This is a genomic window from Streptacidiphilus jeojiensis, from assembly GCF_042510965.1.
Lineage (GTDB): Bacteria > Actinomycetota > Actinomycetes > Streptomycetales > Streptomycetaceae > Streptacidiphilus > Streptacidiphilus jeojiensis.
Map to the genome: position 1 here is coordinate 107,147 of NZ_JBEUKS010000005.1, position 25,933 is coordinate 133,079.

Annotated in this window: 24 protein-coding genes and 1 pseudogene; 7 read left to right on the forward strand and 18 right to left on the reverse strand. The window is 71.4% G+C overall.

Going from position 1 to position 25,933, the window contains the following annotated elements:
- Positions 1-83: 83 nt before the first annotated feature.
- From ABUW04_RS15465 to ABUW04_RS15475, 3 genes are all read right to left on the reverse strand, one after another.
- Positions 84-3,029 carry a hypothetical protein gene (locus ABUW04_RS15465; RefSeq protein ID WP_380565182.1) on the reverse strand — a complete coding sequence of 982 codons (2,946 nt, stop codon included), beginning with the start codon at positions 3,027-3,029 and terminating at the stop codon, positions 84-86.
- Positions 3,030-3,208: 179 nt separating this feature from the next.
- On the reverse strand, positions 3,209-3,721 hold the full coding sequence (locus tag ABUW04_RS15470; RefSeq protein ID WP_030259443.1) for a DUF2690 domain-containing protein: 513 nt from the start codon (positions 3,719-3,721) through the stop codon (positions 3,209-3,211).
- Positions 3,722-4,132: 411 nt separating this feature from the next.
- A complete protein-coding gene (locus ABUW04_RS15475) occupies positions 4,133-5,518 on the reverse strand; it encodes a serine hydrolase domain-containing protein (protein ID WP_380565184.1) in 1,386 nt (461 codons plus the stop codon).
- Between the two features lie 125 nt (positions 5,519-5,643).
- Between ABUW04_RS15475 and ABUW04_RS15480 the strand changes: the two genes are divergently transcribed.
- Positions 5,644-6,330 (forward strand): TetR/AcrR family transcriptional regulator C-terminal domain-containing protein, encoded by a 687-nt coding sequence (locus ABUW04_RS15480; RefSeq protein WP_380565185.1) that lies wholly within the window; start codon positions 5,644-5,646, stop codon positions 6,328-6,330.
- A 77-nt stretch (positions 6,331-6,407) separates the two neighbouring features.
- Here the strand turns inward: ABUW04_RS15480 and ABUW04_RS15485 are convergent, their stop codons facing one another.
- On the reverse strand, positions 6,408-6,812 hold the full coding sequence (locus tag ABUW04_RS15485; RefSeq protein WP_380565187.1) for a hypothetical protein: 405 nt from the start codon (positions 6,810-6,812) through the stop codon (positions 6,408-6,410).
- Between ABUW04_RS15485 and ABUW04_RS15490 the strand changes: the two genes are divergently transcribed.
- Positions 6,805-7,455 (forward strand): thaumatin family protein, encoded by a 651-nt coding sequence (locus tag ABUW04_RS15490; protein ID WP_380565189.1) that lies wholly within the window; start codon positions 6,805-6,807, stop codon positions 7,453-7,455. The genes ABUW04_RS15485 and ABUW04_RS15490 overlap by 8 nt on opposite strands.
- On the opposite strand, the gene ABUW04_RS15495 is transcribed toward ABUW04_RS15490, so the two are convergent.
- The 7 genes and pseudogenes from ABUW04_RS15495 to ABUW04_RS15525 form a co-directional block, all read right to left on the reverse strand.
- On the reverse strand, positions 7,452-7,838 hold the full coding sequence (locus ABUW04_RS15495) for a PPOX class F420-dependent oxidoreductase (protein ID WP_030259439.1): 387 nt from the start codon (positions 7,836-7,838) through the stop codon (positions 7,452-7,454). The two genes, ABUW04_RS15490 and ABUW04_RS15495, sit on opposite strands and share 4 nt — an antisense overlap.
- 69 nt (positions 7,839-7,907) lie before the next feature.
- On the reverse strand, positions 7,908-9,638 hold the full coding sequence (gene araD / locus ABUW04_RS15500) for an L-arabinonate dehydratase (RefSeq protein ID WP_380565639.1): 1,731 nt from the start codon (positions 9,636-9,638) through the stop codon (positions 7,908-7,910).
- Between the two features lie 59 nt (positions 9,639-9,697).
- On the reverse strand, positions 9,698-10,639 hold the full coding sequence (locus ABUW04_RS15505; RefSeq protein ID WP_380565191.1) for a dihydrodipicolinate synthase family protein: 942 nt from the start codon (positions 10,637-10,639) through the stop codon (positions 9,698-9,700).
- Complete coding sequence (locus tag ABUW04_RS15510) at positions 10,639-11,304, reverse strand: GntR family transcriptional regulator (RefSeq protein WP_380565193.1); 666 nt, start codon at positions 11,302-11,304, stop codon at positions 10,639-10,641. Before ABUW04_RS15510 ends, ABUW04_RS15505 begins: the two co-directional genes overlap by 1 nt.
- 135 nt (positions 11,305-11,439) lie before the next feature.
- Complete coding sequence (locus tag ABUW04_RS15515) at positions 11,440-11,934, reverse strand: DUF6508 domain-containing protein (protein WP_380565640.1); 495 nt, start codon at positions 11,932-11,934, stop codon at positions 11,440-11,442.
- Positions 11,920-12,351 (reverse strand): annotated as a pseudogene (locus ABUW04_RS15520) (HD domain-containing protein); the annotation flags it as partial. The pseudogene ABUW04_RS15520 and the gene ABUW04_RS15515, both read right to left, overlap by 15 nt.
- Positions 12,352-12,382: 31 nt before the next feature.
- Positions 12,383-13,321, reverse strand: coding sequence for an RNA polymerase sigma-70 factor (locus tag ABUW04_RS15525; protein ID WP_380565195.1), 939 nt, complete (start codon positions 13,319-13,321; stop codon positions 12,383-12,385).
- 195 nt (positions 13,322-13,516) lie between these two features.
- Between ABUW04_RS15525 and ABUW04_RS15530 the strand changes: the two genes are divergently transcribed.
- Positions 13,517-15,022: an MFS transporter gene (locus ABUW04_RS15530; RefSeq protein ID WP_380565197.1), complete on the forward strand. Its 1,506-nt coding sequence runs from the start codon at positions 13,517-13,519 to the stop codon at positions 15,020-15,022.
- Positions 15,023-15,036: 14 nt separating this feature from the next.
- On the opposite strand, the gene ABUW04_RS15535 is transcribed toward ABUW04_RS15530, so the two are convergent.
- The 4 genes from ABUW04_RS15535 to ABUW04_RS15550 form a co-directional block, all read right to left on the reverse strand.
- A complete protein-coding gene (locus ABUW04_RS15535) occupies positions 15,037-15,387 on the reverse strand; it encodes a VOC family protein (protein ID WP_380565198.1) in 351 nt (116 codons plus the stop codon).
- A 59-nt stretch (positions 15,388-15,446) separates the two neighbouring features.
- Entirely contained in the window at positions 15,447-16,844 is a 1,398-nt protein-coding gene (locus ABUW04_RS15540; protein WP_380565200.1) for a hypothetical protein, read from the reverse strand.
- Between the two features lie 76 nt (positions 16,845-16,920).
- A complete protein-coding gene (locus ABUW04_RS15545; protein ID WP_380565202.1) occupies positions 16,921-18,561 on the reverse strand; it encodes an amidohydrolase in 1,641 nt (546 codons plus the stop codon).
- The gene (locus tag ABUW04_RS15550) at positions 18,548-19,993 is read right to left on the reverse strand and encodes an APC family permease (protein ID WP_051725987.1); all 1,446 of its coding nucleotides are present in this window, start codon (positions 19,991-19,993) and stop codon (positions 18,548-18,550) included. The genes ABUW04_RS15545 and ABUW04_RS15550 overlap by 14 nt, the downstream gene beginning before the upstream one ends.
- 117 nt (positions 19,994-20,110) lie before the next feature.
- Here ABUW04_RS15550 and ABUW04_RS15555 point away from each other — a divergent pair, with 117 nt between their 5' ends.
- From ABUW04_RS15555 to ABUW04_RS15565, 3 genes are all read left to right on the forward strand, one after another.
- The gene (locus ABUW04_RS15555) at positions 20,111-20,743 is read left to right on the forward strand and encodes a TetR/AcrR family transcriptional regulator C-terminal domain-containing protein (RefSeq protein ID WP_380565204.1); all 633 of its coding nucleotides are present in this window, start codon (positions 20,111-20,113) and stop codon (positions 20,741-20,743) included.
- A gap of 73 nt (positions 20,744-20,816) precedes the next feature.
- Positions 20,817-21,452 carry a C40 family peptidase gene (locus ABUW04_RS15560; RefSeq protein ID WP_380565206.1) on the forward strand — a complete coding sequence of 212 codons (636 nt, stop codon included), beginning with the start codon at positions 20,817-20,819 and terminating at the stop codon, positions 21,450-21,452.
- A 68-nt stretch (positions 21,453-21,520) separates the two neighbouring features.
- Positions 21,521-22,045 (forward strand): GNAT family N-acetyltransferase, encoded by a 525-nt coding sequence (locus ABUW04_RS15565; protein WP_380565208.1) that lies wholly within the window; start codon positions 21,521-21,523, stop codon positions 22,043-22,045.
- Here the strand turns inward: ABUW04_RS15565 and ABUW04_RS15570 are convergent.
- Positions 22,042-22,611, reverse strand: coding sequence for an exonuclease domain-containing protein (locus tag ABUW04_RS15570; RefSeq protein ID WP_380565210.1), 570 nt, complete (start codon positions 22,609-22,611; stop codon positions 22,042-22,044). The genes ABUW04_RS15565 and ABUW04_RS15570 overlap by 4 nt on opposite strands.
- A gap of 33 nt (positions 22,612-22,644) precedes the next feature.
- The gene (locus tag ABUW04_RS15575) at positions 22,645-23,421 is read right to left on the reverse strand and encodes an alpha/beta fold hydrolase (RefSeq protein ID WP_380565212.1); all 777 of its coding nucleotides are present in this window, start codon (positions 23,419-23,421) and stop codon (positions 22,645-22,647) included.
- Positions 23,422-23,477: 56 nt separating this feature from the next.
- Here ABUW04_RS15575 and ABUW04_RS15580 point away from each other — a divergent pair, with 56 nt between their 5' ends.
- Positions 23,478-23,825, forward strand: a complete 348-nt coding sequence (locus ABUW04_RS15580) for a hypothetical protein (protein ID WP_380565215.1) — start codon at positions 23,478-23,480, stop codon at positions 23,823-23,825.
- A 20-nt stretch (positions 23,826-23,845) separates the two neighbouring features.
- Here ABUW04_RS15580 and ABUW04_RS15585 read toward each other — a convergent pair whose 3' ends face one another.
- Positions 23,846-25,783 carry a S9 family peptidase gene (locus tag ABUW04_RS15585; protein WP_380565217.1) on the reverse strand — a complete coding sequence of 646 codons (1,938 nt, stop codon included), beginning with the start codon at positions 25,781-25,783 and terminating at the stop codon, positions 23,846-23,848.
- Between the last annotated feature and the right edge of the window lie 150 nt (positions 25,784-25,933).

The window sequence follows — 25,933 nt, forward strand, 5'->3', positions numbered from 1 at the left end:
GGAGCTCCCTCCGCCACCGCGCTGCATGCCGTTCAACGCCCCGGATCACCGCAGCTGAGCTGCGGTTCGGGTCAGTTGTCTGCCTACGGGCACCAACTGCCCGAGGTGGCCGGGGAGAAGGCGACCGCGTCGAAGGCGATGTCCGAGGTTCCGGTGGCCCCGCTGACGAGGTTGCTGAGCAGCAGTCGGGCTCCGGGCCACAGGTAGGCGGTGCCGAGGTCCACCCACTCGTCCTGGCCGCTGTTCACCTGACTCTTGGTGCAGCCCACGCTGGGCTCGGCGCCGGTTGACGAGACGCCCTCCTTGAGCAGGTAGTAGACGCTGCTGGCGGTGTTTCCGTGCGAGGGCAGATGGATGTGGATGTCGAACTGCTCACCTGCTGCAGGAATGGCGCTCGGGTCGGGCGCCCACTGTGCGGTGACCTTGTGCGCGTAGTCGTTCAGCGGGTAGGTGTGGGTGAAGTAGATGTGGCCCATCCACCCTGCCCCCAGTTGGTGCAGGTCGATCTGTGCCGTGAGCGGGTTCTCCAGGGTGAGTCCGCTTTCCGTGATCTCCGTCCCGGCGAAGCTGTCGCCCAGGCGAAGTGAGAATTTGCCGCTGGACTCGCTACCGGGGCAGCCGAAGACGTTCTTGCTGCTGTCCTCCTCGGTGCCGATGACGAAGGTGCCCGTGGAACCGGAAGGGAAGGAGCAGTCAGGTGCGGCGTACTGACTGTTGATCGCTGGTTCGGCGGAGCCGAGCGGGTAGGCCAGGTGCTCCGTGGCGGCCTGCGTGCTCTCGTCCCCCGAGATCCATGAGACGGGCTGATTCCACCAGCAGGTGCTGTCGGTCGCCGGGCACGGGCTGCCACTCGTGGTGGAGGGGTCGCAGTCGTTGACCGCGGTGGAGCAGAACAGCCGGTAGTTCGTCGGCAGGTTGAGGAAGCATGCCGTGTCGGTGCTGCTTGCGAGCACGGTGCACTCGCTGGTGGCGTAGGTCGCATCCGTGTACGAGGTAGCGGATCCATAGGTGACCTGGGGATTCTCCGCCCAGCCGAGGACCCTCTCCTGATAGGGCCAGTCCCCCGGGTGCGCTGCGTCGCCGGTGTCGTAGCGCATGAACGGTTCGCGGGCAGCGTCGTAGGCCGGATTGGCCGGGTTGTTGGCCCAGCCCAGGCCGACATGGCCGTCGTTCTGGGTCGGGTCGGTGTAGACCCCGCTGTTGTAGCCCCAGATCGCGTAGTACCAGTTCTCGATGTACTGCGCGCTGCCGTCGTTCACCGTCATCGGCGTGGAGAGGCCCTGCAGTTCATTCCAGGTCTGGCCGAGGATCTGTACGCCGGCTGCGATGTTCGCCGCGTAGTCGGTGGCCACTGCAGAGGCCTGAGCCTCTGTCATCGGCGACCCGGAACTGCTCGACATCCCATCGGTGACCTGAGCGATACCGTAGCCGCAGTCGGTACCTGTGTAGTTCGGCAGGGACGAGATGCTGTCGCCGTTGCCGTAGTAGTCGGAGACCAGCGGGTTGCCCGCGTCACCGGGGACCGCATGCCAGGAGGCCTGCTTGAGGTTGGACTCCTGGGCCAGGATAGCCAGCATGACCTGGGCCGGGATGGTCCCGCCACCGGTGAGGGCTGCTGCGGGGAACATGCTCTCCGGCGAGTAGGACGACTCGCCGTTGCTGTCGTAGTTCGCCGGCCGGGTGATAGTGAGGTCGGCGTGCACAGCCTGGTCGACCGCCCACTCCACCATGTTCTCGCTGGGCTGCAGCACCTGCTTGGTCGCGCTGTTTCGTGCCACCAGGCAGGTGGGCACGGTATCGCAGGAGGGCGGGGTAACCAGGGCGACCGGATAACTCGCATCATATCCGCTGCTCACACCGGAGTCGCAGGTGGTCGCCGCCAGAGCTGTCACCGCAGCTGACGTGACCGACTCAGTCGTACCCGAGGTACTGACGGTGTAGGAGGACTTCACCGCCGTGGTGCCACTCGCAGTGCCCGAGGCGGTTCCCGAAGTGCTGCTCTGCCCGAAGGTCTGGGTGACCGGGCCCGACGCCTGGAACTCCGCATGGGAGACAGTGCCTGTGCGGGCGGACCGAACGGCGGCCTCTGTCGTGGGCTGGTCCCAGCCACTGCCGCTGGGGGCGCTTGTCGAGTCGGCGGAGGTGATCGACTCGGCCACCGCATCCCCCTGGAAGGACACCGCGTCGGGCTGCTCTGCCGCCGGGACGGAACGCAGCCCAGGGGCGGCTTTGACATTGAGTGACGTCGCGTCCCCGACCAAAGTGTTGTGCCCGCCGAGTCCGCTGAACAGGCCGATATTGGTGCTCTGGGCGGTGCCGAGTGCGACCAGCCCGCTGCCGTTCCACCGCTGGAGCACCGAACGGCTACCGTCCACGCTGAGCAGTTGCAGCCCATGTGCCGAGTCCGCCGCCAGGGCGTAGGGCTGACCCTGCGGACGCGCCAGTGTGCTCAGCGTTCCGTTCGCGTTCATCCGGACGAGGTCACCGTGGGCGACCCCGTACACGCCGGCGGCGGTCGGCACCGGCGTCGTGAACTGCGCCTTGACCAGGGTGCTGCTGACGAGCCGTCCGGTGGAGGCGTCGGCCACCATCACCTGGGTCTGGCTGTCGTCCACCGTGTTCCGGGTGAACACCACCTGGTCCCCGGTGCCGCAGCTCGGGGTGAAGTAGTCGAGGGCCATCCCCGACGCGACCTGGGTGACCTTGCCCGTGGCAACGTTGACCACAGCCGCGAAAGCCCCCGCCGCACGCTGGGCGGGACTGTTCGCCGCGGTGGAGGGCGCATACACCGCCGCGACGTAGCGCCCGTCACCGGTCGTACAGGTGTACCCGGTCCATGAAGCCGCGTCCACACCCGGAACCGTCAGCGTTGCCAGCGTGCTCCAAGCGAAGGCCTTGCTCTCCATCGCCTCCAGGATGTGAAAGCCCTGCGAGTCCCCCAAGCCGGTCAGCAGCTCATCGGTCGAGGACTTCCAGCCCGTGCCCAGGTCCGCGGCGGGATCCGTGAAGGCACCCGAGTTCCCAGTCACCGCACCCGAATCGGGCGTCGCCTGGGCTGTCGGCCCCGACAGCAGCAGCGCCGCGAGCGCGACGAGTCCAGTGGTGACCGCAGTCCACCTACGTGGTCGCCCTCGACGGCGCGGATGCAACAGCCCTGGCATCTTGTCTTCCTCGTCGAAAGGGCCTGCGGAGTTGAGGTGACGCCGTGTCAGTGCCATGCCGTGCACCAGCCAAGGATGTTGACCGCCGTGCCGCCGTCCGGTTGCGGATCCTCGGACTCTGCTGGTTCGTTCTGCGGCAGTCCGCACGCCTTCACGGACTGGTTCCACTGCGTCATGCCCGTCTCGGTCACGTAGTTGTTGCTCTGCATCGACCCGGTGTCAGCGCTGCCAAGGACCTGCTGGTCCACCTGCTCCAGACCCCCGCCGTTGGGCACCGTGACCAGCTCCGCAACGCCGAAATATGCCTCGACCGTGTCCGTGAATATGGCCCACACGGTCTGACATGCGCTGGAGTAGTACATCTGCAAGGTGCTCCCGCCCGAGGACTCGGAAGAGTCCTCGATCAGCAGCTCATCGGCGGAACAGCCCGTGGCCTCCGCGTTCTTTCCCTCACAGGACCCCGCACTACAGCTCGGCGCATCGGCCCGGGCCGCCGTCGCACCCGGGATTCCGACCAGGGCGCACAAGGCCACCAGCGCCATGATGACCAGCAACCGCATCGGCGCCGATCTTATGAACTCCCTTTGAGAGAACACCTTTCACTCCCCTACTGGTACTCACACTTCTCAGTGCTGGCAAGGCCGAAACCGTCGAACCATTAGGCATGCCACAGCAGATCCATTGGAAATTCAGTGCAAGAACTTCGATCTGGATACGAGCAAGAAATCCATGATCGTTCGCACCCAGGTATATCGAGTCCATGCCAATACTTGCAAGGACCCCCAGGGAACTCCCCACCGACTCCCAGGCAAGGTTCAGCTCGCCGGAGAATGTCCTGAATTCTTCTATGAATGCGTACAAATGACACTTGGTCAGTTGATCGGGGTGAGGCCGGTCGAGAGGAGCGGAGCAGCGCGAAGGGCCCTCGACCGTTACACGAGGACCCTTCGTGGAACCGAGCGGAACAGGGTTCAGTCGGAGGCGGCCGGGGCGCGCTTGAAGAGGCGGCCGGCCAGGTCGACGCCGGTGACGGTGCCGGCGGTGTCGCGGGTGCAGTAGCCGCGCTGGCCCTTCAGGGCGCCGCTGGTGACGATGTACTCGTCGGTGTCGCCGGGCAGCAGGCCGAGGTCGAACGGCGGGTAGTCGGCCGGGAGTTCGGTGTCGGAGGCGGCACGGATCTCGGGCTTGATCATGACCTCCAGGGTCAGTGCGGTCCCGTCGGAGGCGATGACCAGCGACATGGCGTCGTTCTCGTAGTCGCCGACGATCTGCCGAGCCTGCTCCTCGTCGTAGGGCAGCGAGACCGGGTCGCGGTCGGCCACGCCGAGGTAGGACTCCAGCGCCCAGCGGACGATCTCCTGATTGAAGGGGATGCCGTCCGGGCCGGCGTTGGACAGCACCACCACCGCGAAGTCCCGCTCGGGCACCATCAGCAGCTCGGCGAACTGGCCGTTGGCCGACCCGCCGTGGCCGACGGTGCGCACCCCGTCGACGTCGCGCAGGAACCAGCACAGGCCGATGGCGTCGCCGAGGGTGCTGGCGCGCAGCTCGACCGTCGGCTGCTGCATCTGCCGCAGCAGTTCGGCGGGCAGCAGTTGCTCCCCGCTCGCGGTGCGGCTGCCGTCGAGGTGGAACCGGGCCCAGCGGAGCTGGTCCGCCACCGAGGAGACCAGGCCGCCGCCCGGGTTGTTGGCGCGGGTGTCCTTCCACTGGCGCACCACGGCCAGGGCGCCGTCCTCGCCGGCGTTGTGCCCCACCGCGAACCGGCGCAGCATCGCGTCGGCCGGGGTGTAGCGGCTCTGCTCCATTCCCACCGGTTCCAGCAGCAGGGTGGCGACGGCCTGTTCGTAGGTCTGGCCGGTGACCTTCTCGATGACCCGGCCGAGCAGGTTGTAGCCCGCCTGGCTGTAGGAGGCCCGGGAGTTGGGCGGCGCGATCAGCTTGAGCCCGGCCAGCCTCTCCACATAGCCGGCCAGGGCGTCGTCCCCGTCCCCGGTGTCGGCGATGATCCTCCAGTCCAGGCCCGCGGTGTGGTTGAGCAGGTTCAGCACCGTGATCTCCGCAGCGACCTGCTCGTCCGCCAGCACCAGTTCGGGGACGTAGCGGCGCACCGGGGCGTCCAGCTCGACCTGACCGGAGGCGACCAGGCGCATCAGCGCGGTCGCGGTGCAGCTCTTGCTGATCGACCCCAGCACGAACAGCGTGCCCGGGTCCACCGGCAGCGGGTTGTCGATGCTGGTCACGCCCTGACAGGCGAAGGCCTCCCGGCCGTCCGCCCACACCCCGACCGCGACACCGGGGATGTCGAACCTGGCGGCCGTCGCCCTGACGACCTCGGACAGCGTTTCGTGTGACATTCCGGTTCCCCTGTTCGCTCGACTTGCACTGCGTTCAAGAAGAACCTAGGGCACGACTTGAACAGCGTGCAAGTACTTTCTTGAACGATGTGCAAGTAGATGGCCCGGTGCCCTACCCTGGGCACATGCCACGCTCCACGCTGACCAGCGAACAGATCGTCGAAGCCGCCGTCGAACTGCTGGACGCCGAGGGCCTGGAGGGCCTGAACATGCGCGCCCTGGGCCGGCGGCTGGGCTCCGCCGCCACCGCGGTGTACTGGCACGTGGGCAGCAAGGACAACCTCGTCGCACTGGCCGCCGACCGGGCCTGGAACGAGGTCCCGCGGCCCGACCCGGCCGAGGTCGGCTGGCGGGCGGCGGCCGCCACCATGGCCACCGAACTGCACGCGATGCTCACCCGGCACTCCTGGCTGGTGCAGGCCTTCGGCTCACTGCCGATGTTCGGCCCCGGCAAGGCCCGCCACGACGACCACATCCTCGCCGTCTACGAGGCGGCCGGCTTCCCCGGAGCCCAGGCCGACCAGGCGGCGGCCACCGTGTTCACCTTCGTCCTCGGCAACGCCCTGGGCACGGCCGCGACGGCCGCGCTCACCAGGAAGCTGGACCGCGACGGCGGGGACGGCGAGCAGGTGCTGAGCGACAGCATGGACCGGGCCGCCGAGGTCGCCAGGCAGTTCCCCCGACTGCGCGTCCGCCTGGACCGGGCCACCGCCGCCGACTACGGCGCGGCCCCGGAGCACACCTTCGAGTTCGGCCTCCACGCCGTCCTCGACGGCCTCGCGGCCCGGTTGGCCGCCCTCTCCTCGTCCTAGCGAAGAACGCACCCGAATTTCTGTTGTCGGAGGGCGCCGTTCCGGTCTCCTGTACGAGGCGTCCGCCTCATACCGCCTCATCGGCGAGGGGACAGGCAGGCCATGGCACGCAGGAAGCATCGAACCCGATCCGCACGGGGATGGTGGCTCGCGCTGACGGCGGCCGTCGTCGCGACGCTGGTCGTCGTCTTCTGGCCGTCCCCGCCGAACGGCGTGGGGACCGCCCAGGTGGCCGACCCGTCCTCGGCGGTCGCCACCGCAGGCAGCGGCGGCGGGGCCAGTGCGTCCCCCGGCCCGTCGGCTTCCCCCTCCCCGTCCCCCAGCGCCACCACGAAGTCCGCGACACCCTCGCCGTCGGCCTCGCACACGGCGACGCGCACGGCCGCTCCCGCGGCCACCACCAGGTCCACGGCGGCGAGCACCGCGACACAGCCCACCCAGGCGGCTCCGGCCGGGCAGCGGTCCATCGCGCTGGTGAACAAGACCCAGCAGACCGTCTGGGTGATCGTCACCAACACCACCGCGGCCTACCCGGGCGGCCTGAAGCTCCAGCCGGGGCAGAGCGCCACCGTCACGGTGGCCAACAACTGGGGCGGGCGGATCTGGGGCCGGACCGGCTGCACCAGCAACGGTGCGGGGACCTGCCTCACCGGCGACTGCACCACGACCTGTTCCGGTCCGACCACCCCGACCACGCTGGGCGAGTTCACCTTCGACGCCTTCGACAACCTGGACTTCTACGACGTCAGCATGGTCGACGGGTCCAACCTGCCGATGTACATCAACATCTCACACACCGTCAGCACGGACCCGATCACCGCTTCCGGCTGCTACAAGGGGACCTGCACCACCCCGATCGTCTGCCCCACCGCCATGCAGGCCGTCAACGGCGGCCAGGTCATCGGCTGCAAGCCGCCCTGCGCCGCCTTCGGCGGTGACACCTACTGCTGCCGCGGAGCCTGGGCCGGCCGGGACAACTGCATACCGGCGAAGTGGCCGGTCGACTACACCCAGGTCTTCAAGAAGGCGGAGCCGTACGCCTACTCCTACGCCTTCGACGACTCCGCCACCATGGCCTGCAAGGGCGCCTGCTACTACCGGGTTACCTTCGGAACCACAGGCTAGGAGCCCAGGCCGACGGACTGCCGCTCGGGCTCGATCACGGCCACGACGCGCTCCTGCTCCCGGGAGTAGGGCGCGCCGATGTACTTCGTCGCGATCCGGTCGACGACTGCCCAGGCCGCATCGCCCTCCAGCCATTCGACGACCCGTCCGCGGATCAGCACCGGCTCGAACGGGTTGTCGGCGGGCGTCAGGGAGATGGCGACCCGCGGGTCGCGGCGCAGGTTGCGCGCCTTGCGGCTGCCCGGACCGGTGAGGATCACGATGTGCTCGCCCTCGGTGCCGATCCAGAGCGGAACCGAGTGCGGGCCACCGTCCGGCAGGACGGTGGCCAGATGGGCGATCGGGGTGCCGTCGAGTACGCGGCGCACGTCGGGGTCGAGCACGGTGTCACTCCTCTCCAGGTCCTTCAAGAGACTTCATGACGATAACGTGCTCATGGTCATGGGACTGGTTCAGCTGGGGTCGGGGGCCGGGTTGTTGCCCTGGCGGGCCAGGAAGTCGAAGTCGCAGCCCTGGTCCGCCTGGGTGATGTGCTCGGAGTAGAGCGCCCCGTAGCCGCGCTCGAAGCGTGGCTCGGGCGGCTGCCAGGCGGCGCGCCGGCGTTCCAGCTCCTCGGCGGCCACCTCCAACTGCAGCAGCCTGGCCGGGACGTCCAGGGTGACCGGGTCGCCGGTGCGGACCAGGGCGAGCGGGCCGCCGGCGTGCGACTCCGGGGCGACGTGCAGCACGCAGGTGCCGTAGCTGGTGCCGGACATCCGCGCGTCGGAGATCCGGACCAGGTCCTTGACCCCGCGCTCCAGCAGGTGGGCCGGGATCGGCAGCATTCCGTACTCGGGCATGCCGGGGCCGCCGAGCGGACCGGCCCCGCGCAGCACCAGCACGCTGTCCTCGGTGATGCCGAGAGCCGGGTCGTCGATGGTGCGCTGGAGTTCCTGGTAGGAGTCGAACACCACGGCGGGGCCGGTGTGGGTGAGCAGTTCCGGCGCCGCCGCCAGGTGCTTGATCACCGCGCCGCCCGGTGCCAGGTTGCCGTGCAGCACCGCCACGCCGCCCTCGCTGGACACCGGGTCCTGCGGGGTGCGGATGACCTGCGGGTCGTGGGTCTCGGCGGCGGCGTAGTAGGAGGAGAAGGGAGCGCCGGTGACCGTGGTCCGGTCCGGGTGCAGCGCCCCCGGGACCTCGGCGAGCTGCCGCAGCAGGGCGGGCAGTCCGCCGGCGTAGTGGAAGTCCTCCATCAGCGCCGCGCCCACCGGCCGGACGTCGGCCAGCACCGGGACCCGCCGGCCGATCTCGTCGAAGTCCTCCAGGGAGAACGGCACGCCCAGCCGTCCGGCCATCGCGACCAGGTGGATCAGGGCGTTGGTCGAGCCGCCCAGGGCCAGCACCGTCGCGGCCGCGTCCTCGAAGGCCTCCCTGGTCATGATCCGGTCCGGGGTCAGCCGCTCCCGCACCAGTTCCACGGCGCGGGCGCCGCTGGCGGAGGCCATCCGGTGGTGGCCGGAGTCGACGGCGGGGATGGAGGAGGATCCCGGCAGGGCCATGCCCAGGGCTTCGGCGGCGGCCGTCATGGTCGAGGCCGTCCCCATGGTCATGCAGTGGCCCGGCGAGCGGGCCAGACCGCACTCGACCTGGGAGAGCTCGCACTCACCGATCCGCCCGGCCCGGTACTCGTCCCAGTAGGCCCACAGGTCGGTGCCGCTGCCCAGGGCCCGGCCCCGGTAGTTGCCGCGCAGCATCGGCCCGGACGGGACCACCAGGGCCGGCAGTCCGGCGCTGGCGGCGCCCATCAGCAGCGCGGGCACGGTCTTGTCGCAGCCGCCCATCAGCACCGCACCGTCCACCGGGTAGGAGCGGAGCAGTTCCTCGGTCTCCATGGCCAGCAGGTTGCGGTAGAGCATGGGGGTGGGCTTCTGGAAGGTCTCGGAGAGGGTGGAGACCGGGAACTCCAGCGGGAACCCGCCGGCCTGCCAGACCCCGCGCTTGACCTGTTCGGCGCGCTCGCGCAGGTGCATGTGGCAGGGGTTGATGTCGGACCAGGTGTTGAGGATCGCGATGACCGGCTTGCCGAGGTGCTCCTCGGGGAGGTAGCCCAGCTGGCGCATCCGGGAGCGGTGGCTGAAGGCGCGGAGCCTGCCGCCGGTGGGGTCCTCGCTGTCGCCGAACCAGGCGGCGGAGCGCAGCACCTGCGGGGCGGCGGCGCCGCGGGTCGTGTCGGTCGTGCCGGTCGTCTCTGCGGGATCGTTCACAGCCAGCCTTCGTTCCGCCACTGGGCTATCAGCTCGGAGATCCGGACCCGCAGGTCCTCGGGCAGGACCCGGGACGGCGGGCGTACCGCCCGGCCGGAGAGGCCCAGCTGCTGCAGGGCCTCCTTGACCACGCTGACGTTGTCGGCGGAGGCGTCGGCGGCGCGCAGCTCCTCGAAGACCCGGGCCGACTCCCACACCCGCATCGCCTTGGTGAAGTCGCCGCCGCGCAGCGCCTCCAGCAGTGCGGCGGACAGCTGCGGTACGACATTGACCAGCCCGGAGGTGAAGCCGGTCGCCCCCACCGCCCAGTAGCCGGGAGTGGAGAGCTCGGCCAGCCCGGCGATCCAGGCGAAGCGGTGCAGTCCGGCGTCGCGGGCCACCGAGGCGAACCGCACCGGGTCCGGGACGGCGTACTTCACCCCGATCACATTGGGGCTGTGGTCGGCGAGTTCGGCGATCTGCCAACCGTCGATCCTCGGGTCCCGGACGTAGAGGACCACGCCCAGCTCGGGCACCGCGTCGGCGATGGCCCGGTGGTACTCGATCCAGCCCTCTGCCGAACGGTAGGGGTGCACCGGCTGGTGCACCATCAGCGAGCCCGCGCCTGCCGACCTCGCGTCCAGGGCGCCGGCGACGGCGCCGGCGATGTCGAGCCCGACGCCGGCCATCACCTCGGCCCTGCCGTCGACGGCGGTGACCGCGGACTCCACGGCGCGGCGGATCTCGGCCTCGGTGAGGGTGTAGAACTCGCCGGTGTTGCCGTTGGGGGTGACCACCTCGACGCCGTGCTCGACCAGACGCCGGATCAGCGCGGCGTGGTTGTCCCAGTCCACCGCGCCGTCCTCCCGGAACGGTGTCACCGGGATGGCGACGACGGTGGACAGTCGGGCGCGCAACGCCTCCAGCGGGGTCGGGGGCAACTGGTTCTCCGTGGTCATCAGATCCCGTCCTCCGGAAAGTTCCGGGCAGCGAAAGCACCGATATGAGCCCGCATCAGATCCCGTACCTGGTCCGCCTCCTGGGAGCGGGCGGCGGCCAGGATCGCCCGGTGTTCGCGTGCCTCCTGCTCCCAGGAGGGCTGCCGGGCCCAGGCCGCGCTGGACAGCAGCGCCGTCTGGTCGCGCAGTTCGTCCAGGGTCCGTACCAGCAGCGGGTTGCCGCAGCTGGCGTACAGCGCCCGGTGGAAGGCACGGTTGGCGAGCGAGCGCTCGGCCGTGTCCGAGGCCTGGTCGGCCAGGTCCAGGGCGCGCCGGGCGATCTCCCAGTCGACCGCGCCGGCGGCGGTGCGGGCTGCGGCGACCGGCTCCAGCAGCAGCCGCATGTCGTAGACGCAGCGGGCGTGCGCCTGGTCGACCTCGCGAACGGCTGCCCCCTTGTAGGGGCTCATGACGACCAGTCCGGAGCCGGCCAGGGTCTTCAGCGCCTCCCGCACCGGCGTCTTGGAGACGCCCAGCTGCTCGGCGAGGTCCGTCTCCACCAATGCCTGCCCGGGCTTCAACTCCCCGATCAGGATGGCGTGCTTGATGGACTCCAGCACGGCCTCGGTGCGCGAGGGCAGGGCCCCGGGGCGGGCCTGTCCGTTCTGGGCAAGGATCTCGGGCACGTCCACTGCTCCCTGCATGAGATCTCATATATGACCTGTCGCAGACACTATGGCTCGGTCCAAGGACAGGTCAAGTAGTTGCGGCGATCTTGGCGCCGTCGGACCCACCAGTCATATATGACTTCTGGTACCGCGCTACCCGCTGTGCGCCTCTCCTTCGCGGTACCAGCCGACCAGGGCCTCGGCGACGGCGAACAGCGTGCCGTCCAGCAGGGCGCTGCCGATCGTGCCGTCGCCGTAGCGTTCGCCCCGGACGAAATGGGTGGCCAGCCGGACGGCGTCGGCCGGTGAGCAGGTCTCCTCCCGGCTCAGCTGCGGCGGCGCGAACGTCATCCAGTGGTAGGCCGGGGTCACCGCCCCGACCGAGTCCAGGGCGGAGCGGATCGAGTCGACCCGCCCGCTGTACACGGGGTAGCCCAACTGCCAGCTGCCGTCCGGCTGTCGGCGGCCCTCCGTCCAGAGGTAGTCGTCGTCCTGCACCTGCCAGTCGCGGACGTTTGCGGCGAGGGTCTCCCAGCCGTCGGTCCGGTCGCGGCGCAGGCCGTCCAGCAGTGCCGCGTCCCCCGGATCGCCCTCGCCGGGGCGGGCCGGGACCGGGGCGGCCGGGTCCCAGCGCAGCAGCCTGCCCATCCGGGCGTACTTGCGGCGCAGCCGGATCCGGGTCGCCGGGTCCAGTTCGGCCAGCCGCCGGGGGTTGCTGTTGTGCTCCAGGTCCGCCTGCTTGATCACCACCGCACCCGGCTCGGCACGCAGCCGCGCCGCGTAGTCGCGCGGGTCCTCCCCCGAGTGCTTGGTCATCGCCAGCACCAGCGCCTTGGTCCGCTCCGACAGCGGCGCCCCGGCCAGCCACTCCCCCGACAGCGCGTCGTCCTCGATCGCGTCGTGCAGCCAGGCGGCGGCGATCTGCTCCGGGTCGCCGCCCCGCTCGCGGACGCCCGCCGCCACCGCGGCCAGGTGCTCCGCGTAGGGACGCCCGGCCTTGTCCACCTGCCCGGCATGGGCGCGCCGCGCGACGGCTTCGACCTGATCCAGGCTCAGATACTCCATCCCCTCACCCTAGGACCTTCCCCGCGCCGCATCAGCGGCTCACGGCGGTCTCCCGCTCCACCCGCGACAGCTTCTCGGGATTGCGCACGCCGTAGAGGCCGGTGATCCGTCCGTTCTCGATCCGGACCGCCAGCACCCCGTCGACCTCCCCGTCGAGCCGGACCAGCAGCGCCGGGCTGCCGTTGAGCTGGATCGGCTCGACGGACCTCCTGCCGTGCGGCCGGTACCAGCCGAGGGTCACCAGGCGGGCCACCTTGCCGGCGCCCACCACCGGGCGCAGCAGGGCCTGCCTGACTCCGCCGCCGTCGCTCAGGGCGACCACGTCCGGCGCGAGGATGTCGAGCAGACGCTGCAGGTCACCGGTCTCGACCGCCTGCCGGAAGGCCTGGACCACGGCCCGGGTCTCGGCCGGGGAGGCGGTGCCGCGGGGTCGGCGCGCGGCCACGTGTGTCCGTGCCCGGTGGGCGATCTGGCGTACGGCGGCAGGGGTCTTGGCCACCGCCTCGGCGATCTCGTCGTAGTCCAGATCGAACACCTCGCGCAGCACGAACACGGCCCGCTCGGTCGGCGCGAGCGTCTCCAGCACCAGCAGCATCGCCATCGAGACGCTCTCCGCGAGCTCGACGTCATCGGCCACATCGGGCGCGGTCAGCAACGGCTCGGGCAGCCACGGGCCGACGTAGGACTCCTTGCGCCGGCCCAGCGCACGCAGCCGGTCCAGCGCCTGCCGGGTGACGATGCGCACCAGGTAGGCACGCCGGTCCCGCACGGTGCCGGGATCGACGCCGACCCAGCGCAGCCAGGTCTCCTGGAGCACGTCCTCGGCGTCGGTGGCCGAGCCGAGCATCTCGTAGGCCACGGTGAACAGCAGGTTGCGGTGGGCCACGAACGCCTGGGTGGCGGAGTCCACCCGGTCCGCGCGACCGAGCGGTTCGGCCGTGTCCGTCGTCGGTTCGCTCTGCTCGTCCATGCCCGGCTCCCGCCTGTTCGCTCTCCCAGCACTGCCACAGGCACGAGACGCCGGTCGCCACCGCTCTGTGACATCCACGGCCGGTGGCCCTGGTCACATGGCAGCCGCTGTCACAGCTCCCGGGTCGCCGACGTCTCATGGTCGCCGGTCGGCACCCCGATCCCGTCGGTCCAACCATCCAACAAGGAGTCAATCGTGGCAGCACACAGTGCAGTTCCCGCAGCGGCGGCGGATCCCAGGCGGTGGCGGGTGCTCGCCGTCATCGCCGTCGCGCAGCTCATGGTCGTGCTCGACCTGACCGTGATGAACCTCGCGCTGCCGTCGGCGCAGAGCGCGCTGAGGTTCAGCACCGCCGACAGGCAGTGGGTCGTGACCGCGTACGCGCTGGCGTTCGGGGGCCTTCTGCTGTTCTGCGGACGGCTGGCCGACCTGGTCGGCCGCAAGGTGACCTTCCTGACCGGCCTCATCGGCTTCGCCGCCGCCTCCGCCGTCGGCGGTGCCGCGGTCGACTTCTCGATGCTGGTGACCGCGCGCGCCGCCCAGGGGGTCTTCGGCGCGCTGCTGGCACCGTCGGCACTGTCGTTGCTGGCCACGACCTTCAAGGACCCGAAGGAGCGGGCCAAGGCGTTCGGCGTCTACGGCGCGGTCGCGGCCGCCGGCGGGGGTCTGGGACTGCTGATCGGCGGTGTGCTGACCTCCTACCTGTCCTGGCGCTGGTGCATGTACGTCAATGTGGTCTTCGCCGCGATCGCGGTCGTCGGGGGCGCGCTACTGGTGGGCCGGCAGGAGCGGACGCCGGGCGGGCGGCTGGACGTCCCGGGTGTGGTGGCGGTGTCCGGCGGGATGTTCTGCCTGGTCTTCGGCTTCTCCAGGGCCGCCTCGCACGGCTGGGGCACCGCTGCGACCTGGGGCTTCCTGGTCGCCGGCGTCGCGCTGCTGATCGTCTTCGCGCTCTGGCAGTCCCGCGCCGCGCAGCCGCTGCTGCCGCCCCGCGTGGTGCTCGACCGCAACCGCGCCGGCGCCTATCTCACCGTGCTGATCCTCGGCGCCGGCGTGTTCGGGGTCTTCCTGTTCCTGGTCTACTACATGCAGGTGACCCTCGGGTACTCGGCGGTCCGCTCCGGCGTCGCCCTGCTGCCGATGGTGGCGCTCAGCGGCGCCACGGCCACCTTGGGCAACACCAGGCTGCTGCCCAGGTTCGGCCCCAGGACGATGGTCCTCGCCGGCATGCTGCTCAACGCGGCCGGCATGGCCTGGCTGACCAGGATCGGTGCGCACACGGGCTACGCCTCGGCGCTGCTCGGACCGATCATGGTGACCGGTGCCGGTATGGGCCTCATCTTCGGCATGGTGGCCGCCACCGGCACCTTCGGCGTGGCACCGCGCGACGCGGGGGTGGCCTCGGCGAGCATCAACACCGGGCAGCAGCTCGGCGGTTCGATCGGCACCGCGCTGCTCAACACCATCGCGGCCGGCGCCACCACCCGCTATCTGACCGCCCATCAGCACGGGCGGCCGACACCGGATCTGGTCCAGGCCGCGGCCGTCCACGGTTACACCGCGGTGTTCTGGTGGTGCGCAGGCATCTTCACGGTCGGCGCCGTCGTCTGCGGCACGCTACTGCGCCCGGGCCCGCTGGCCCGACCCGAGGAGATCGCCGCGCGGGAGCAGTCCCGACCCGCGGCGACCGCGCTGCAGTGACCCGCCGTCATGCCTCACAGACCGGTGGCCCGTTCGTGGCGGGGCTCGTACATGCCCACCTCGCTGCCGCCCGGCAGGCGGAACCTGGTCAGCCGCCCCCAGCGCTCGTCGGTGATCGCCTGGGTGAACTGCACGCCCTTGGCGGTGAGGTCGCTGACGGTCGCCTCGACGTCGTCGCACATCAGGAAGAGCTCCTGGGTCTCCGGGCCGTCGGTGGGATGCACGGCGACCTCGGCCGGTGGGAGCCTGAAGATCAGCCAGTCGTGTCCGGCGTCGACGTGCGGGTACTCCAGCACGTCCCGGAAGAAGGCCCGGTCGGCTTCCGCGTCGCGGCTGTAGACGATGAGGTGCGCACCATTGATCACACGGCCAGGTTAGGCCCGGGGGCCGGTATGGCGGCGTTCCGACGCGAGGGCGGACGGACTCACAGCCCCCGGGCGTCCAGCTCGGCCATCAGGCTGCCGCGGGTCCGGTGCAGCTCACGGATCTCGGCGACCATGCTCTCGCCCTGCTCCGGGGCGCCCATGTCCCGGTACAGGTCGCGCAGACGGACGGTCCGGTCGGCGGCGGCGCGGAAGGACTCGCGGGTCTGCTGCTGGATCTGCTGGTCGATCTCCGCGCGGTAGACCGGGACGGCATCGGCCGGGTGGGTGGCCGCACGCAGCTCGGCCAGGCGGAGCAGCGCCGGGTGCGGGACGGCGTAGCGGTGGGCGGCCGCCCAGGCCCCGTCCAGGTCGCCGTCGGCGAGCAGGAACTCGATCAGCGGGGAGGCGGGGTTCTCCCAGCTGCGGGTGGTGGGGCGGGCGGCCCGCTGGTGGAGTTCGCCCAGGGCCCACTCGCGCTGCCCGGCCGCGTCGGCGGGGGCCGCCGCGGCGGCCAGGGCGAGGTAGGCGTCGTGGTCCGGATGGCGCCGGAACTGCTCGCGGAGCAGCGCGACGGCCTCGGCGCCGCGGCCGACCGCACCGTAGTGCCGGGCCAGGAAGGCCGGCAGCGGTGCGTCCGGCCCGCGGCCGGCCGGGGTCGCCGCCAGGCCCTGCTCCGCCCAGTCGACGGCTTCGGCGATCCGTCCCTCGGCGGCCAGCAGTTCGGCGATGCGCAGATGGCGGCTGGGGTGTCCCAGGTCGGCGGCCAGGACGGCGACTAGGGCGTCGGTGTCGCCCCGGGCCGTGTGCAGGGCTTCGAGGCGGCGGGCCAGGGCGGGACTGCCCGCTGTTCCGGGCTGGTCCCAGAGGACGGTGAGGGTGCTGCTGTAGGCGTCGAGCCCGCGCTCGCCGAGGATCGGCGCGTAGGATCCGATGCCGTACAGGACGTCCTGATCCACCGTCAGGTGCCGCTCGGCCAGCCAGTGGCCGAGCTCCGCCGGGTCGGGGCGGCTCTCCCGGCAGGCGTCCAGGTGCAGTGCGGCGAGGTCCTCGGCCGCGGCGGCCAACTCCCCCGAGGAGTCGTCGGCCCGGACCGCCGCCGCACCGACCTGCTCGACCGCCTGCTGCGCGAGCCGCACCACGAGGGCGGCGTCACCGCTCGGCAGGGTGCTGCGGAGGAGTCCGACCACCGCGCGGACCTGCTCGGCATAGAGCCGGGTGCCCGGGCCGTCGAGTTCGCCGACCGGCCGCAGCGCCGCCTCGACGGCGGCCCCCACCGCCACCGGATCGTCGCCGGCCTCGCGCAGCGCCGTCCTTGCCGCCGCCGACCGCAGCCGCTCCCCCAGTTCCCGATCGTGGTGCGCGGCCTCCAGCAGCAGTGCGACCAGGGCCTCGTGGTCCAGCCCGGCGAGGTACCCGGGCAACGGGTCCCTCGGGTCGGATGCGCCGGCGGGGGCCATGGAGGATCCTCGGTGCTCGGGAGTGGAGTCGGCCCCAGATTACCTTCGGACGCCGGTGGAACTCCTCCTCGGCCGCTCAGCTGCGGTGGGTGACGGCTCCGTCGACCATGGTGAGCCGGATCGGGGCGTCGGCCAGCTCATCCGGGGGCGCGGTGAGCGGGTCCACCGCGAAGGCGGTGAGGTCGGCCCGGTGGCCGCGGGCGATCCGGCCCGCGATGTGGCCCTGACCGGTGGCGTGGGCGGCGTGGCTGGTCATGCCCTCCAGTGCCATCAGCGCGGTGAGCCCCTGGGCGGGCAGCACGGGTTCGCTGTCGGTGCCGGGCAGTCTGCGCAGCTGGGCGGTGGCCAGCACCTGGCGCGGGTCGAAGTGGGCGATCGGCCAGTCCGAACCGAGCACCAGGGTGGCCCCGGTGTCCCGCAGGTCGCGGCAGCACCAGGCCCGGCCCGCGCGTTCCGGGCCGAGCCGCAGGGACCACTGGTCGCTGTGGTCGGCCCTGGTGTAGGCGGTGTGGGTGGGCTGCATGGACGCCGCCACGTCCAGTTCGGCGAAGCGCCGGATCTGCTCGTAGGGCAGCGTCTCGATGTGCTCGATGCGGTGCCGCACCGTGCGGGCCGCGCCGGCCAGGGTGTCCAGTGCGTGCCGTACGCCGGCGTCGCCGATGGCGTGGGTGGCGGTCTGCATCCCGCCCGCGTCCAGGCGGCGGACGGCCCTGGTGTAGTCGGCCGGGTCGTGCCAGAAGGAGTCGGTGCCCTGGCCGTGGCAGTCGGCCCGCTCCAGCCAGGCGGTGCCGCCCTCGACGGTGCCGTCGACGAAGAACTTCACCGCGTCCACGCTCCAGCGCGGTCCGCCGGTGCCGCGCAGCGCCAGCAGGTGCTCGACCTGGGCGTCGATGTCGCCGGGCATGGCCCAGGGGGCGATCCGCAGCCGCAGCGGCAGGTCCTCGATTCCGGCGATCAGTTCCAGCGAGTCGCCCTCGCAGTCCATCACATGACCACCCGTCAGGCCGACGGCGGCCATGGACTGCAGCAGTTCCAGCACCCGGGCCCGGCGCTCGCCCAGGTCGGCCACCGGCATCACCCGGCGGACCAGGCCGATCGCGCCGTCCTCCAGCAGGTGCCCGGTGGGGGTTCCGGACGGGTCGCAGACGATCTCCGAGCGGCTGGCGAAGCTGCGCGGCCCGTCGATCCCGGCGGCCCGCAGCGCGGCGGAGCCGGCCAGCGCCGAGTGGGCGTCGTAGAGCAGCAGCAGGGCGGGGATGCCGTCCAGGACGTCGTCGATCAGGGCGTTGCTGACGGCCGCGCCCTCGAAGGCGTTGTGGTCGAGCCCGTAGCCGGTGATCCACTCGCCGCGGGTGGTGTCGCGGACCGCGCCGGCCAGCGCCGAGCGCAGGTCGGCGATGTTGCGGCAGGCGGACAGGTCCAGGCCGGTGAAGGAGCTCGCCCCCATGACCGGGTGCAGGTGACCGTCGGTCAGGCCCGGTGTGAGCGTGGCACCTTGGAGGTCGTGCACGGTGGTGGCGGCTCCGCGCCAGTCGGCCGCCACCTGTGCGGGGTCGCCGACCGCGACGATGGTTCCGTCCTTGACGGCCACCGCCTGCACCCGGCTCGGGCCGGGCGCGGCCGGGTCCAGGGTGTGCACCAGGGCGCCGGTGAGGATGGAGTCGGCCCCGGCAACGGCGGCGGGGGCGGGGGCGGCGGTGGAGTCAGCTGTGGACAAGTTCTTCCTCTTCCTCGACGACCGGCGGCTCGGCGCCCAGTCGTGCGTACACCTGCGGGCGCTTGGCCCGCAGCCACAGGGCCAGGCCGAGGCCGGCCACGATGACCACCGGCACCAGGCCGACGAGCACCGTGTTGATGCTGCCGGAGGCCCCGGTCAGCAGCGAGATCTTGGAGATCATCAGATAGAGCGCGGTGACCATGCCGATGGCGGCCAGCACCGGCGCGACCACGGTGCGCCAGACGCTCTCGTCGTGGTCGATGCGGCGGAAGTAGACCGGGACCGCGATCGCCACCCCGACCTGGAGCAGCACCAGGCCGATCACACCGGGGGTGTTCACCCAGAACAGCAGCTTCAGGTAGGGGTCCAGACCGGCGACGGCGAAGGCGGTGACCACCACCACGGACATCAGCGTCTGCAGCCCGCCGGCCAGGTGGGGCGAGCCGGTGCGGGGGTGGACCGAGGCGAGCCGGGCCGGGAGCATGCCCTCGTCGGCGATGGCCTTGGTGTAGCGGTTGATGGCGTTGTGGAAGGCCAGCAGCGAGGCGAGGCTACTGCTGAGGATCAGCACGTGCATGGTGTCGGTGGCCCAGGTGCCGACGTAGCTGTCCATCTCGGTGAAGACCAGTCCGGCGGGGTCCTTCGCGGCTGCGGCCTGCACGTAGGAGGAGCCGAAGCCCTGGATGATCGCCCAGGCGACGAAGCTGTAGAACAGGCCGAGGAAGGCCACCGCGATGTAGGTGGCGCGCGGGATGGTGCGGCGGGGGTCGCGCGCCTCGGAGCGGTAGATGGCGGTCGACTCGAAGCCCATGAAGGCGGCGAAGGCGAACACCAGCAGCGAGCTGGTGGAACCGTTGAACACGTTCTTTGGCGCGTAGGAGCGCAGGTCCAGGCCGTGCGCGCCGCCCTTGAGCAGGACGGCGACGGCCAGCAGCACCAGGATGCCGGACTCGGCCAGCATCAGTACGCCCAGCAGCCTGGCGCCGAACTCGATGCTGCGGTAGCCGGCGAACCAGACCAGGGCGACGCCGGTCAGCGCGTAGTAGGGCCAGGGGATGTCCACCCCGAGCATGGACTGAACGGTGCTCTGCGCCGCGCTGCCGAGCAGCCCGTACATGCCGATCTGGACGCCGTTGTAGGACACCAGGGCGAGCACGGCCGCGGCGACCCCGGCCGGACGGCCGAGCCCCTTGGTGATGTAGGCGTAGAACGCCCCGGCGTTGGAGACGTAGCGGGACATCGTGGTGAACCCGACCGCGAAGACCGTGAGCACGATCCCGGCGATCAGGTATGCGGAGGGCGCGCCGATACCGCCGACCAGGATCGCGTAGGGGGCGACCCCGGCCAGGATCATCAGCGGTGCGGCGGCGGAGATCACGAAGAACGCGATGTCACCGGTGCCGAGCGTGCCGCGGCGCAGTTCTGGCTCCATCCGGAAGCCTTCCGTGTGGGGGTTAACCTAAACCGATTAGATTTAGGTTTCCGGCAATATAGCCTCGACAGCGGTCCACGCCAAGTGACCCCCGTCACTCGAGGAGGAGAGGTTCCGATGGCACGACCCCGCAAGGCACTGCTGGACCTGGAGCGGATCGCCGAGGTGGCCCTGGAACTGGTCGACGAGACGGGGGACTTCACCGTCCCGGAGATGGCCCGCCGGCTCGGCGTGCAGACCGCCTCCATCTACCACCACGTCGACGGGCGCTCGGGCATCGTGGAACTGCTGCGCGCCCGGGTCGGCCGGGAGATCGACGCGACCCTGCTCGACGACCGGCCCTGGGAGCCCGCGCTGCGGGCCTTCGCCTACTCCTACCGGGCCGCCTTCGCGGCGCACCCGCATGTGGTGCCGCTGCTGACCGGCGAACCGGTACGCGCACCCGAGGTGCTGGACTGCTACGAGCGGCTGGTGGCACTGATGGAGCGGGCCGGCTTCTCACCGCCGGACATCATGGCCGCGCTCACCGCCTTCGAGAACTTCGTGCTGGGCGCAGCCCTGGACCTGGCCGCCCCCGAGGTGATGTGGGCCATCCCGGCCGACGCGCACGCACCCCGGCTGGCCGCCGCCCTGGCCGCCCAGCCGGCCGGGCCCAGCCGCGCCGACCGGGCCTTCGACTTCGGCGTCACCGTGCTGATCGACGGCTTCGTCCGGATGCTGGCGCAGAACGGGGCCGCCACGGCGGGGTGAGCGGGGACGGCGAACGCGCCCACCGATGGCCGCATGGCGGTGGTCGGCACCGCCGGGGCGGTGGAATGCGAGGGTGGATGTCACGCACGCCCCTCACCGCCGACGACGCCATCGCAACGGCCCGCGTCATCGCCGCGGTGCCGTCACCGCCACCGTGCTCGCGCTGCTCCTGTGGATCTCCGCGGCCGGTGCGGCATTCGCCTGCGACGGGCCGGCCTCGGCCTCGACCGTGGGCGAACGCGACACGGGACAGCAGGTCGTGGCGGCCGCCCTGCACGAGTTGGGGACGCCGTACGCCTGGGGCGGGGGCGGTCCGCAGGGTCCGTCGCTCGGCTTCTGCGACGGGACCAACGGCTACCTGCAGGGCGTGTGCATGGCCGACCACACGGTCGGGTTCGACTGCAGCGGGCTGGCCCTGTTCGCCTGGTACCAGGGCAGCGGCGGCAGGATCCGGCTTCCGCATTACAGCGTGGACCAGCTGGCCACCGACCCCCAGGTGCCCCTGGACCAGCTGATCCCCGGCGACCTGCTGTTCTTCGCCCACCCCGGCGGCCCGGTGCACCACGTGGGCGTCTACATCGGCGGCGGCGCCATGGTCCATGCGGAACACACCGGGACCGTGGTCGCCGTCCTTCCCGACGTCGCCCACGACCCGGTCTGGGGCCCCCAACTCGTCGCCGCCGCACGCCCGGACGCCATGGGCCGGTAATCGGCGAATCACTGCCGATCGGGCGCAGACTGGGAGTTGGCCACCGGGTCCGGACGGAGGTAAACCGCATGGGCGTGATCAGGGGACGCTCGGTCGTGCTGCGCCCCGCGCAGTCGTCGGACCGTCGGCGTTTCCGCGAGATCCTGGCCACCCCGGAGGTCGCCCGCTGGTGGGGCGACCCCGACGAGGAGGCCGCCGAGGCCTGCGCGCCCGGGGAGGACATCCGCAGCTACGCCATCGAGTACGAGGGCGACGTCGTCGGCATCATCCAGTCCTGCGAGGAGCCCACGCCTGCCTACCGCAGCGCCGGTATCGACATCGCCGTCCACCCGGGCTGGCACCGCCGCGGCATCGGCGCCGCCGCCATCCACACCCTGGCCCGCCATCTGCTGGACGTCGACGGCCACCACCGCCTCACCATCGACCCGGCCACCGACAACGAACCTGCCATCCGCCTCTACCGCAGCCTGGGCTTCCGCCCGGTCGGCGTCATGCGCAACTACGAGCGCCACCAGGACGGCAGCTTCCACGACGGCCTGCTGATGGACCTCCTACCGGAGGAACTGCGCATGCCCGGGATGCCCGGGACCTAGTACGGCTCCTGCGGCCAAGCACCCCGGGCCGCCAGGCCGAGGACCAGCGCGGCGATGTTCCAGGCGTCGTCCTCGCCGCGGTGATGGCGCCCCTCCAGCGGGAGTCCGGCGATCTGCAGCGCCTGGGCCATCCCCGGTCGCTTGCGCAGCCCGTGGGCCTCGGTGAAGACCAGCTTGGCGTTGGTGTGCCGACGGCCGAACGGGTACCCGGTGCCGGTGGTACTGCACTGGCGCGTGAACTGGTGCCGGTCGTAGTCGCCCCAACTGGCCCAGGGGCGGGCCCAGGCCTCGTGCTCGGTGGCCAGCAGCCGGCAGGCGTCGGCGAAGGCGACGCCGGTGTCCACCTCGGCCTGGGTGAGCCCGGTCAGCTCGGAGCAGAAGGAACTGACGGTGGATCGGGTCGGCCGCACCAGCACCCGGTGCCGCCCGACACGCTCGCCCCGGGCGAGGTCGACGACGGTCAGGCCGATCTCGATGATCTCGCTCACCGCCCCGGTCGGCGGCTCACCGTCCCAACAGGTCGCCTCCACATCGACGACATTCAGCAGGTGTTGACCACTGTCCATGTCGCAGAGCGTAGGGAGACGACCCCGCACCGGTCATCCGGATTTCCGCCCCGCGGGGTCGGCGAGGAAGTCCACGATCGCTGCCACGAACTCCGGTGCGGAGACAGCCGTCCGATGGTCCCCGGGCAGTACGGCCCGGGTGCCGTGCGGCAGCGCCGCGACCAGATCGTCGGCCGAGACGGCCCGTTCGTCATCGCTGCCGACCGCCACCAGCGTCGGCACCTGGACACCGCCCAACGGCTCCACCGGCGTTGCGACGATCGAGTCCAGCACGTGGATCAGCGCGACCGGATCCTCCCCCCGCGCCAGGAAAGCCTCCGCGGCCCGCGCCTCCCGCGAGCCGGGCTCGTGCGCGCCCGGGTCGGCGAACACCCGCCGGACGAACTCCCCCGCCCCGCCGCCGATGCCGAGCACCTCACGCAGGCCCTGTCCCCCGACCACCGCCCGCCCCGGCGTCGCGCCGCGGACCAGCATCCGGACCACGATACGTGCGCCGAGCGAATAGCCCCCGAGGTCGTAGTCGTCCAGCCCCAGGTGCTCGACGAGGGTCAGACCGTCGTCGGTCAGCACGTCGGGCGGATAGGCGGACGCGTCCTGCGGCTTGGCGCTGCTGCCGTGGCCGCGGAAGTCCGGCAGGATCACGCGGTGCCCCTTCGCCGCGATCGCCGCGGCCTGACCGCCGGCCAGCCAGAGCGCCGCGTCGCCGCTGAAACCGTGCAGCAGCACCAGCGGCCGCCCCTCCCCCACCTCCCGATAGGCAAGGCGCACACCGTCACGACCGGAGAAGAAGGACACCTCGGGACTGGGCATGCAGCCGAGCGTATACCTGGCGTGGCGGGACACCCTGCCCGGTTACGATGCCGGTCATGGGTCGTCAGAAGCAGAACAAGCCACGTCGCGAGCGGTCGATCGGGCCGAGTGCGCTCGCCGATATGCTCGACCTTCCGACGGTCATCTCGCAGGGGCAGACCGGAGTCGTGCTGGACGTGGCGGCGGTCGGCTTCGCCGGGGACGACCTCGCGGACGACGACCGGCCCGCGTACGTCCGGCTCACCGGAGGGTCGGTGAAGCTGCTGCCGGTGGGGCTCCGGCCGTGGGCGCGCGGGGTGGTCACCCGCGATCTCGAACTGCGGGCCGCCGGCGATGCGTCACTGTTCCCGTGCAGGATCGGATTCGGCATCACCGACGGCACGGCCCACGCCGAACTGCTCTGAGGGCCCCGGCCGAGCGTGTTTCAGCCGGTCCCGGCCCCGAGCCGGCGGTCGAACCACTCGCGGCTGCGCCGCAGCAGGTCGAGCTGGTGGTTGCGTTCGTGGATGATGTGGCCCTCGCGCGGATAGGCGACCAGCTGGTGGTCGACCCCGTAGTAGCGCAGCGCACGGTGGAAGAGCACAGCCTGGCCGAAGGGCACATTGGTGTCCTCCTCCCCGTGCACGATCAGGACCGGCGTGCGGATCCGCGAGGCGTACGAGACCGGGCTGAGCCGGTCGTGGCGGTGCGGTCCGGGCCCCTCCCAGCCGGAGCTGCCGCCGAGGGCGCTGTCCTGCAGGCCCCATTCACCGAGTGCGGTCTGCACGCCCCAGTCGCTGATGCCCGCACCCATCAGGGCCGCCTTGAACCTGTCGGTCTGCCCCACCGCCCAGGCGGCCATGAAGCCGCCGTGGCTCCAGCCCGCGATACCGAGCCGCTCGGGGTCCGCCACCCCTTCGGCGACCAGCAGGTCGATCCCGCTGACGATGTCGGTCCACTCGTCCTCGCCGACCGCGCCCACGACCGTGGCGGCGAAGTCGGCGCCGCGGCCTTCGCTGCCGCGCGGGTTGGGCATGAAGACCGCGCACCCGCCCGTCGCCAGCCACTGGCCGCTGATCACCGGGTTGAGCATGAACTCGTCGGCGTACCGGTCGTAGGGGCCGCCGTGCACCAGGGTGACCAGGGGGAACGGACCGTCCGCCCGACTGCGACCGGGCGGCAGGATCAGCAGTCCGTCGAGTGCCAGCCCGTCGGCGGCCTTCCAGGACAGCCGTTCCTGCCTTCCCCAGGTGATCCGGCGCAGCTCCGGCCTGGTGTCGCTGAGCCTGAGCAGCGGACCGGCGGGAGGTCCGGCGTGGATGTCGCGCGGTGCGTAGGCCGTGGTCGCCACCACGGCGACCGTCGCCCCCGAGCGGCTCGCGGTGAGCGACAAGGCCAGGCCGTCCAGTCCGGACAGCCGCTGGAACCGTCGTTCGACGGGGTCGAGCCGGTGGAGCGCGGTGTCGAGTCCGTCGGCGAACAGCGCCAGCGGCGGGCCGTCCGCGATCTGCACCAGGCTGGTCGGGCAGACGGCCATACCGGCCGTCAGATTGCTGTGTGCTGCGGGCGCGACGCCGGCGGCGGGCACGGTGACGTCCAGGACCGAGCGGCCTTCCACCAGGCCGGGCGGGGCGACCGCCAGATAGGCCACATGCCACGCGCCGTCGACGCTCCACCAGGCCGGGGAGCCGGCGTCGGCCCCGACCGCGCCGAGGTCCTGGACTGCGCAGGTCACCGGGTCGACCAGGTGCAGTTCGGCGTTGTAGAGGCCGGGGTCCAGGTCCGGGGAGTTCCAGGTGAGGACCGCAAGAGGCCCGCCGTCCGGCCGCTGTGCCGCGTCCACGACGTGGCGGTGGGCCAGTCCGTCGACCAGGCGCAGTACACCGGTGTCGAGGTCCAGCAGTCGCAGCCGGCTGAGCGGCTCCCGTTCCCCCCACACCCTGGCGTCGTCGCGCTCGGCCTCCCTGCGCTCGTCCTCCTCGGTGGGCTCGTCCTCGGCGGCCACCGCGACGGTACGGCTGTCGGCGAGCGGCCACTGGTCGGATATCGCGCCGCCCCAGGCGGTCAGCGGCTCCCCAGCGGCGCCGGCCTCGCCGCCGTCCAGGCCGATGCGGTGCAGCTTGCCGCCCAGCATGCAGATCAGCGACTGCGAATCCGGTGCCCAGCGCAGCGAGCTGATCGGTGCCGGGTTCGCCTTGATCCGCCTCGGAGCTGAGCTTCCGTCAGCGGCGGCCACCCAGAGCGAACGGATCGGCGGCTCCCCCTTCCTGGTGTTCCTGACCGCGTAGGCGACCAGTCGGCCGTCCGGGGACATCGCAAGCCCCACCGGCATGCCGTAGTCGACAATCTGATCTGCGGTCAACTCGGTTGTTGCATCCGTCATCGGAAGCTCCTCTGTCGCCGGGGCATCGGGGAAGATCGTCACCCGGGCATGCCTATCACGCCAGCGGCGCCGACCGGGCGGGTCTCCGCAGGTTCTCAGCCGCGGACGGCGGACGGCCCGCCCCGGTCCGCCGGTGGCGGTTCGGGACGG

Coding starts and splice junctions, on each gene's coding strand:
- ABUW04_RS15470 (WP_030259443.1), bottom strand. CDS start 3,721: ATGCGGTTGCTGGTCATCATGGCGCTGGTGGCCTTGTGCGCCCTGGTC.
- ABUW04_RS15475 (WP_380565184.1), bottom strand. CDS start 5,518: ATGTCACACGAAACGCTGTCCGAGGTCGTCAGGGCGACGGCCGCCAGG.
- ABUW04_RS15480 (WP_380565185.1), top strand. CDS start 5,644: ATGCCACGCTCCACGCTGACCAGCGAACAGATCGTCGAAGCCGCCGTC.
- ABUW04_RS15505 (WP_380565191.1), bottom strand. CDS start 10,639: ATGACCACGGAGAACCAGTTGCCCCCGACCCCGCTGGAGGCGTTGCGC.
- ABUW04_RS15515 (WP_380565640.1), bottom strand. CDS start 11,934: ATGGGCAGGCTGCTGCGCTGGGACCCGGCCGCCCCGGTCCCGGCCCGC.
- ABUW04_RS15525 (WP_380565195.1), bottom strand. CDS start 13,321: ATGGACGAGCAGAGCGAACCGACGACGGACACGGCCGAACCGCTCGGT.
- ABUW04_RS15540 (WP_380565200.1), bottom strand. CDS start 16,844: ATGGCCCCCGCCGGCGCATCCGACCCGAGGGACCCGTTGCCCGGGTAC.
- ABUW04_RS15550 (WP_051725987.1), bottom strand. CDS start 19,993: ATGGAGCCAGAACTGCGCCGCGGCACGCTCGGCACCGGTGACATCGCG.
- ABUW04_RS15555 (WP_380565204.1), top strand. CDS start 20,111: ATGGCACGACCCCGCAAGGCACTGCTGGACCTGGAGCGGATCGCCGAG.
- ABUW04_RS15565 (WP_380565208.1), top strand. CDS start 21,521: ATGGGCGTGATCAGGGGACGCTCGGTCGTGCTGCGCCCCGCGCAGTCG.
- ABUW04_RS15570 (WP_380565210.1), bottom strand. CDS start 22,611: ATGGACAGTGGTCAACACCTGCTGAATGTCGTCGATGTGGAGGCGACC.
- ABUW04_RS15575 (WP_380565212.1), bottom strand. CDS start 23,421: ATGCCCAGTCCCGAGGTGTCCTTCTTCTCCGGTCGTGACGGTGTGCGC.
- ABUW04_RS15580 (WP_380565215.1), top strand. CDS start 23,478: ATGGGTCGTCAGAAGCAGAACAAGCCACGTCGCGAGCGGTCGATCGGG.
- ABUW04_RS15585 (WP_380565217.1), bottom strand. CDS start 25,783: ATGACGGATGCAACAACCGAGTTGACCGCAGATCAGATTGTCGACTAC.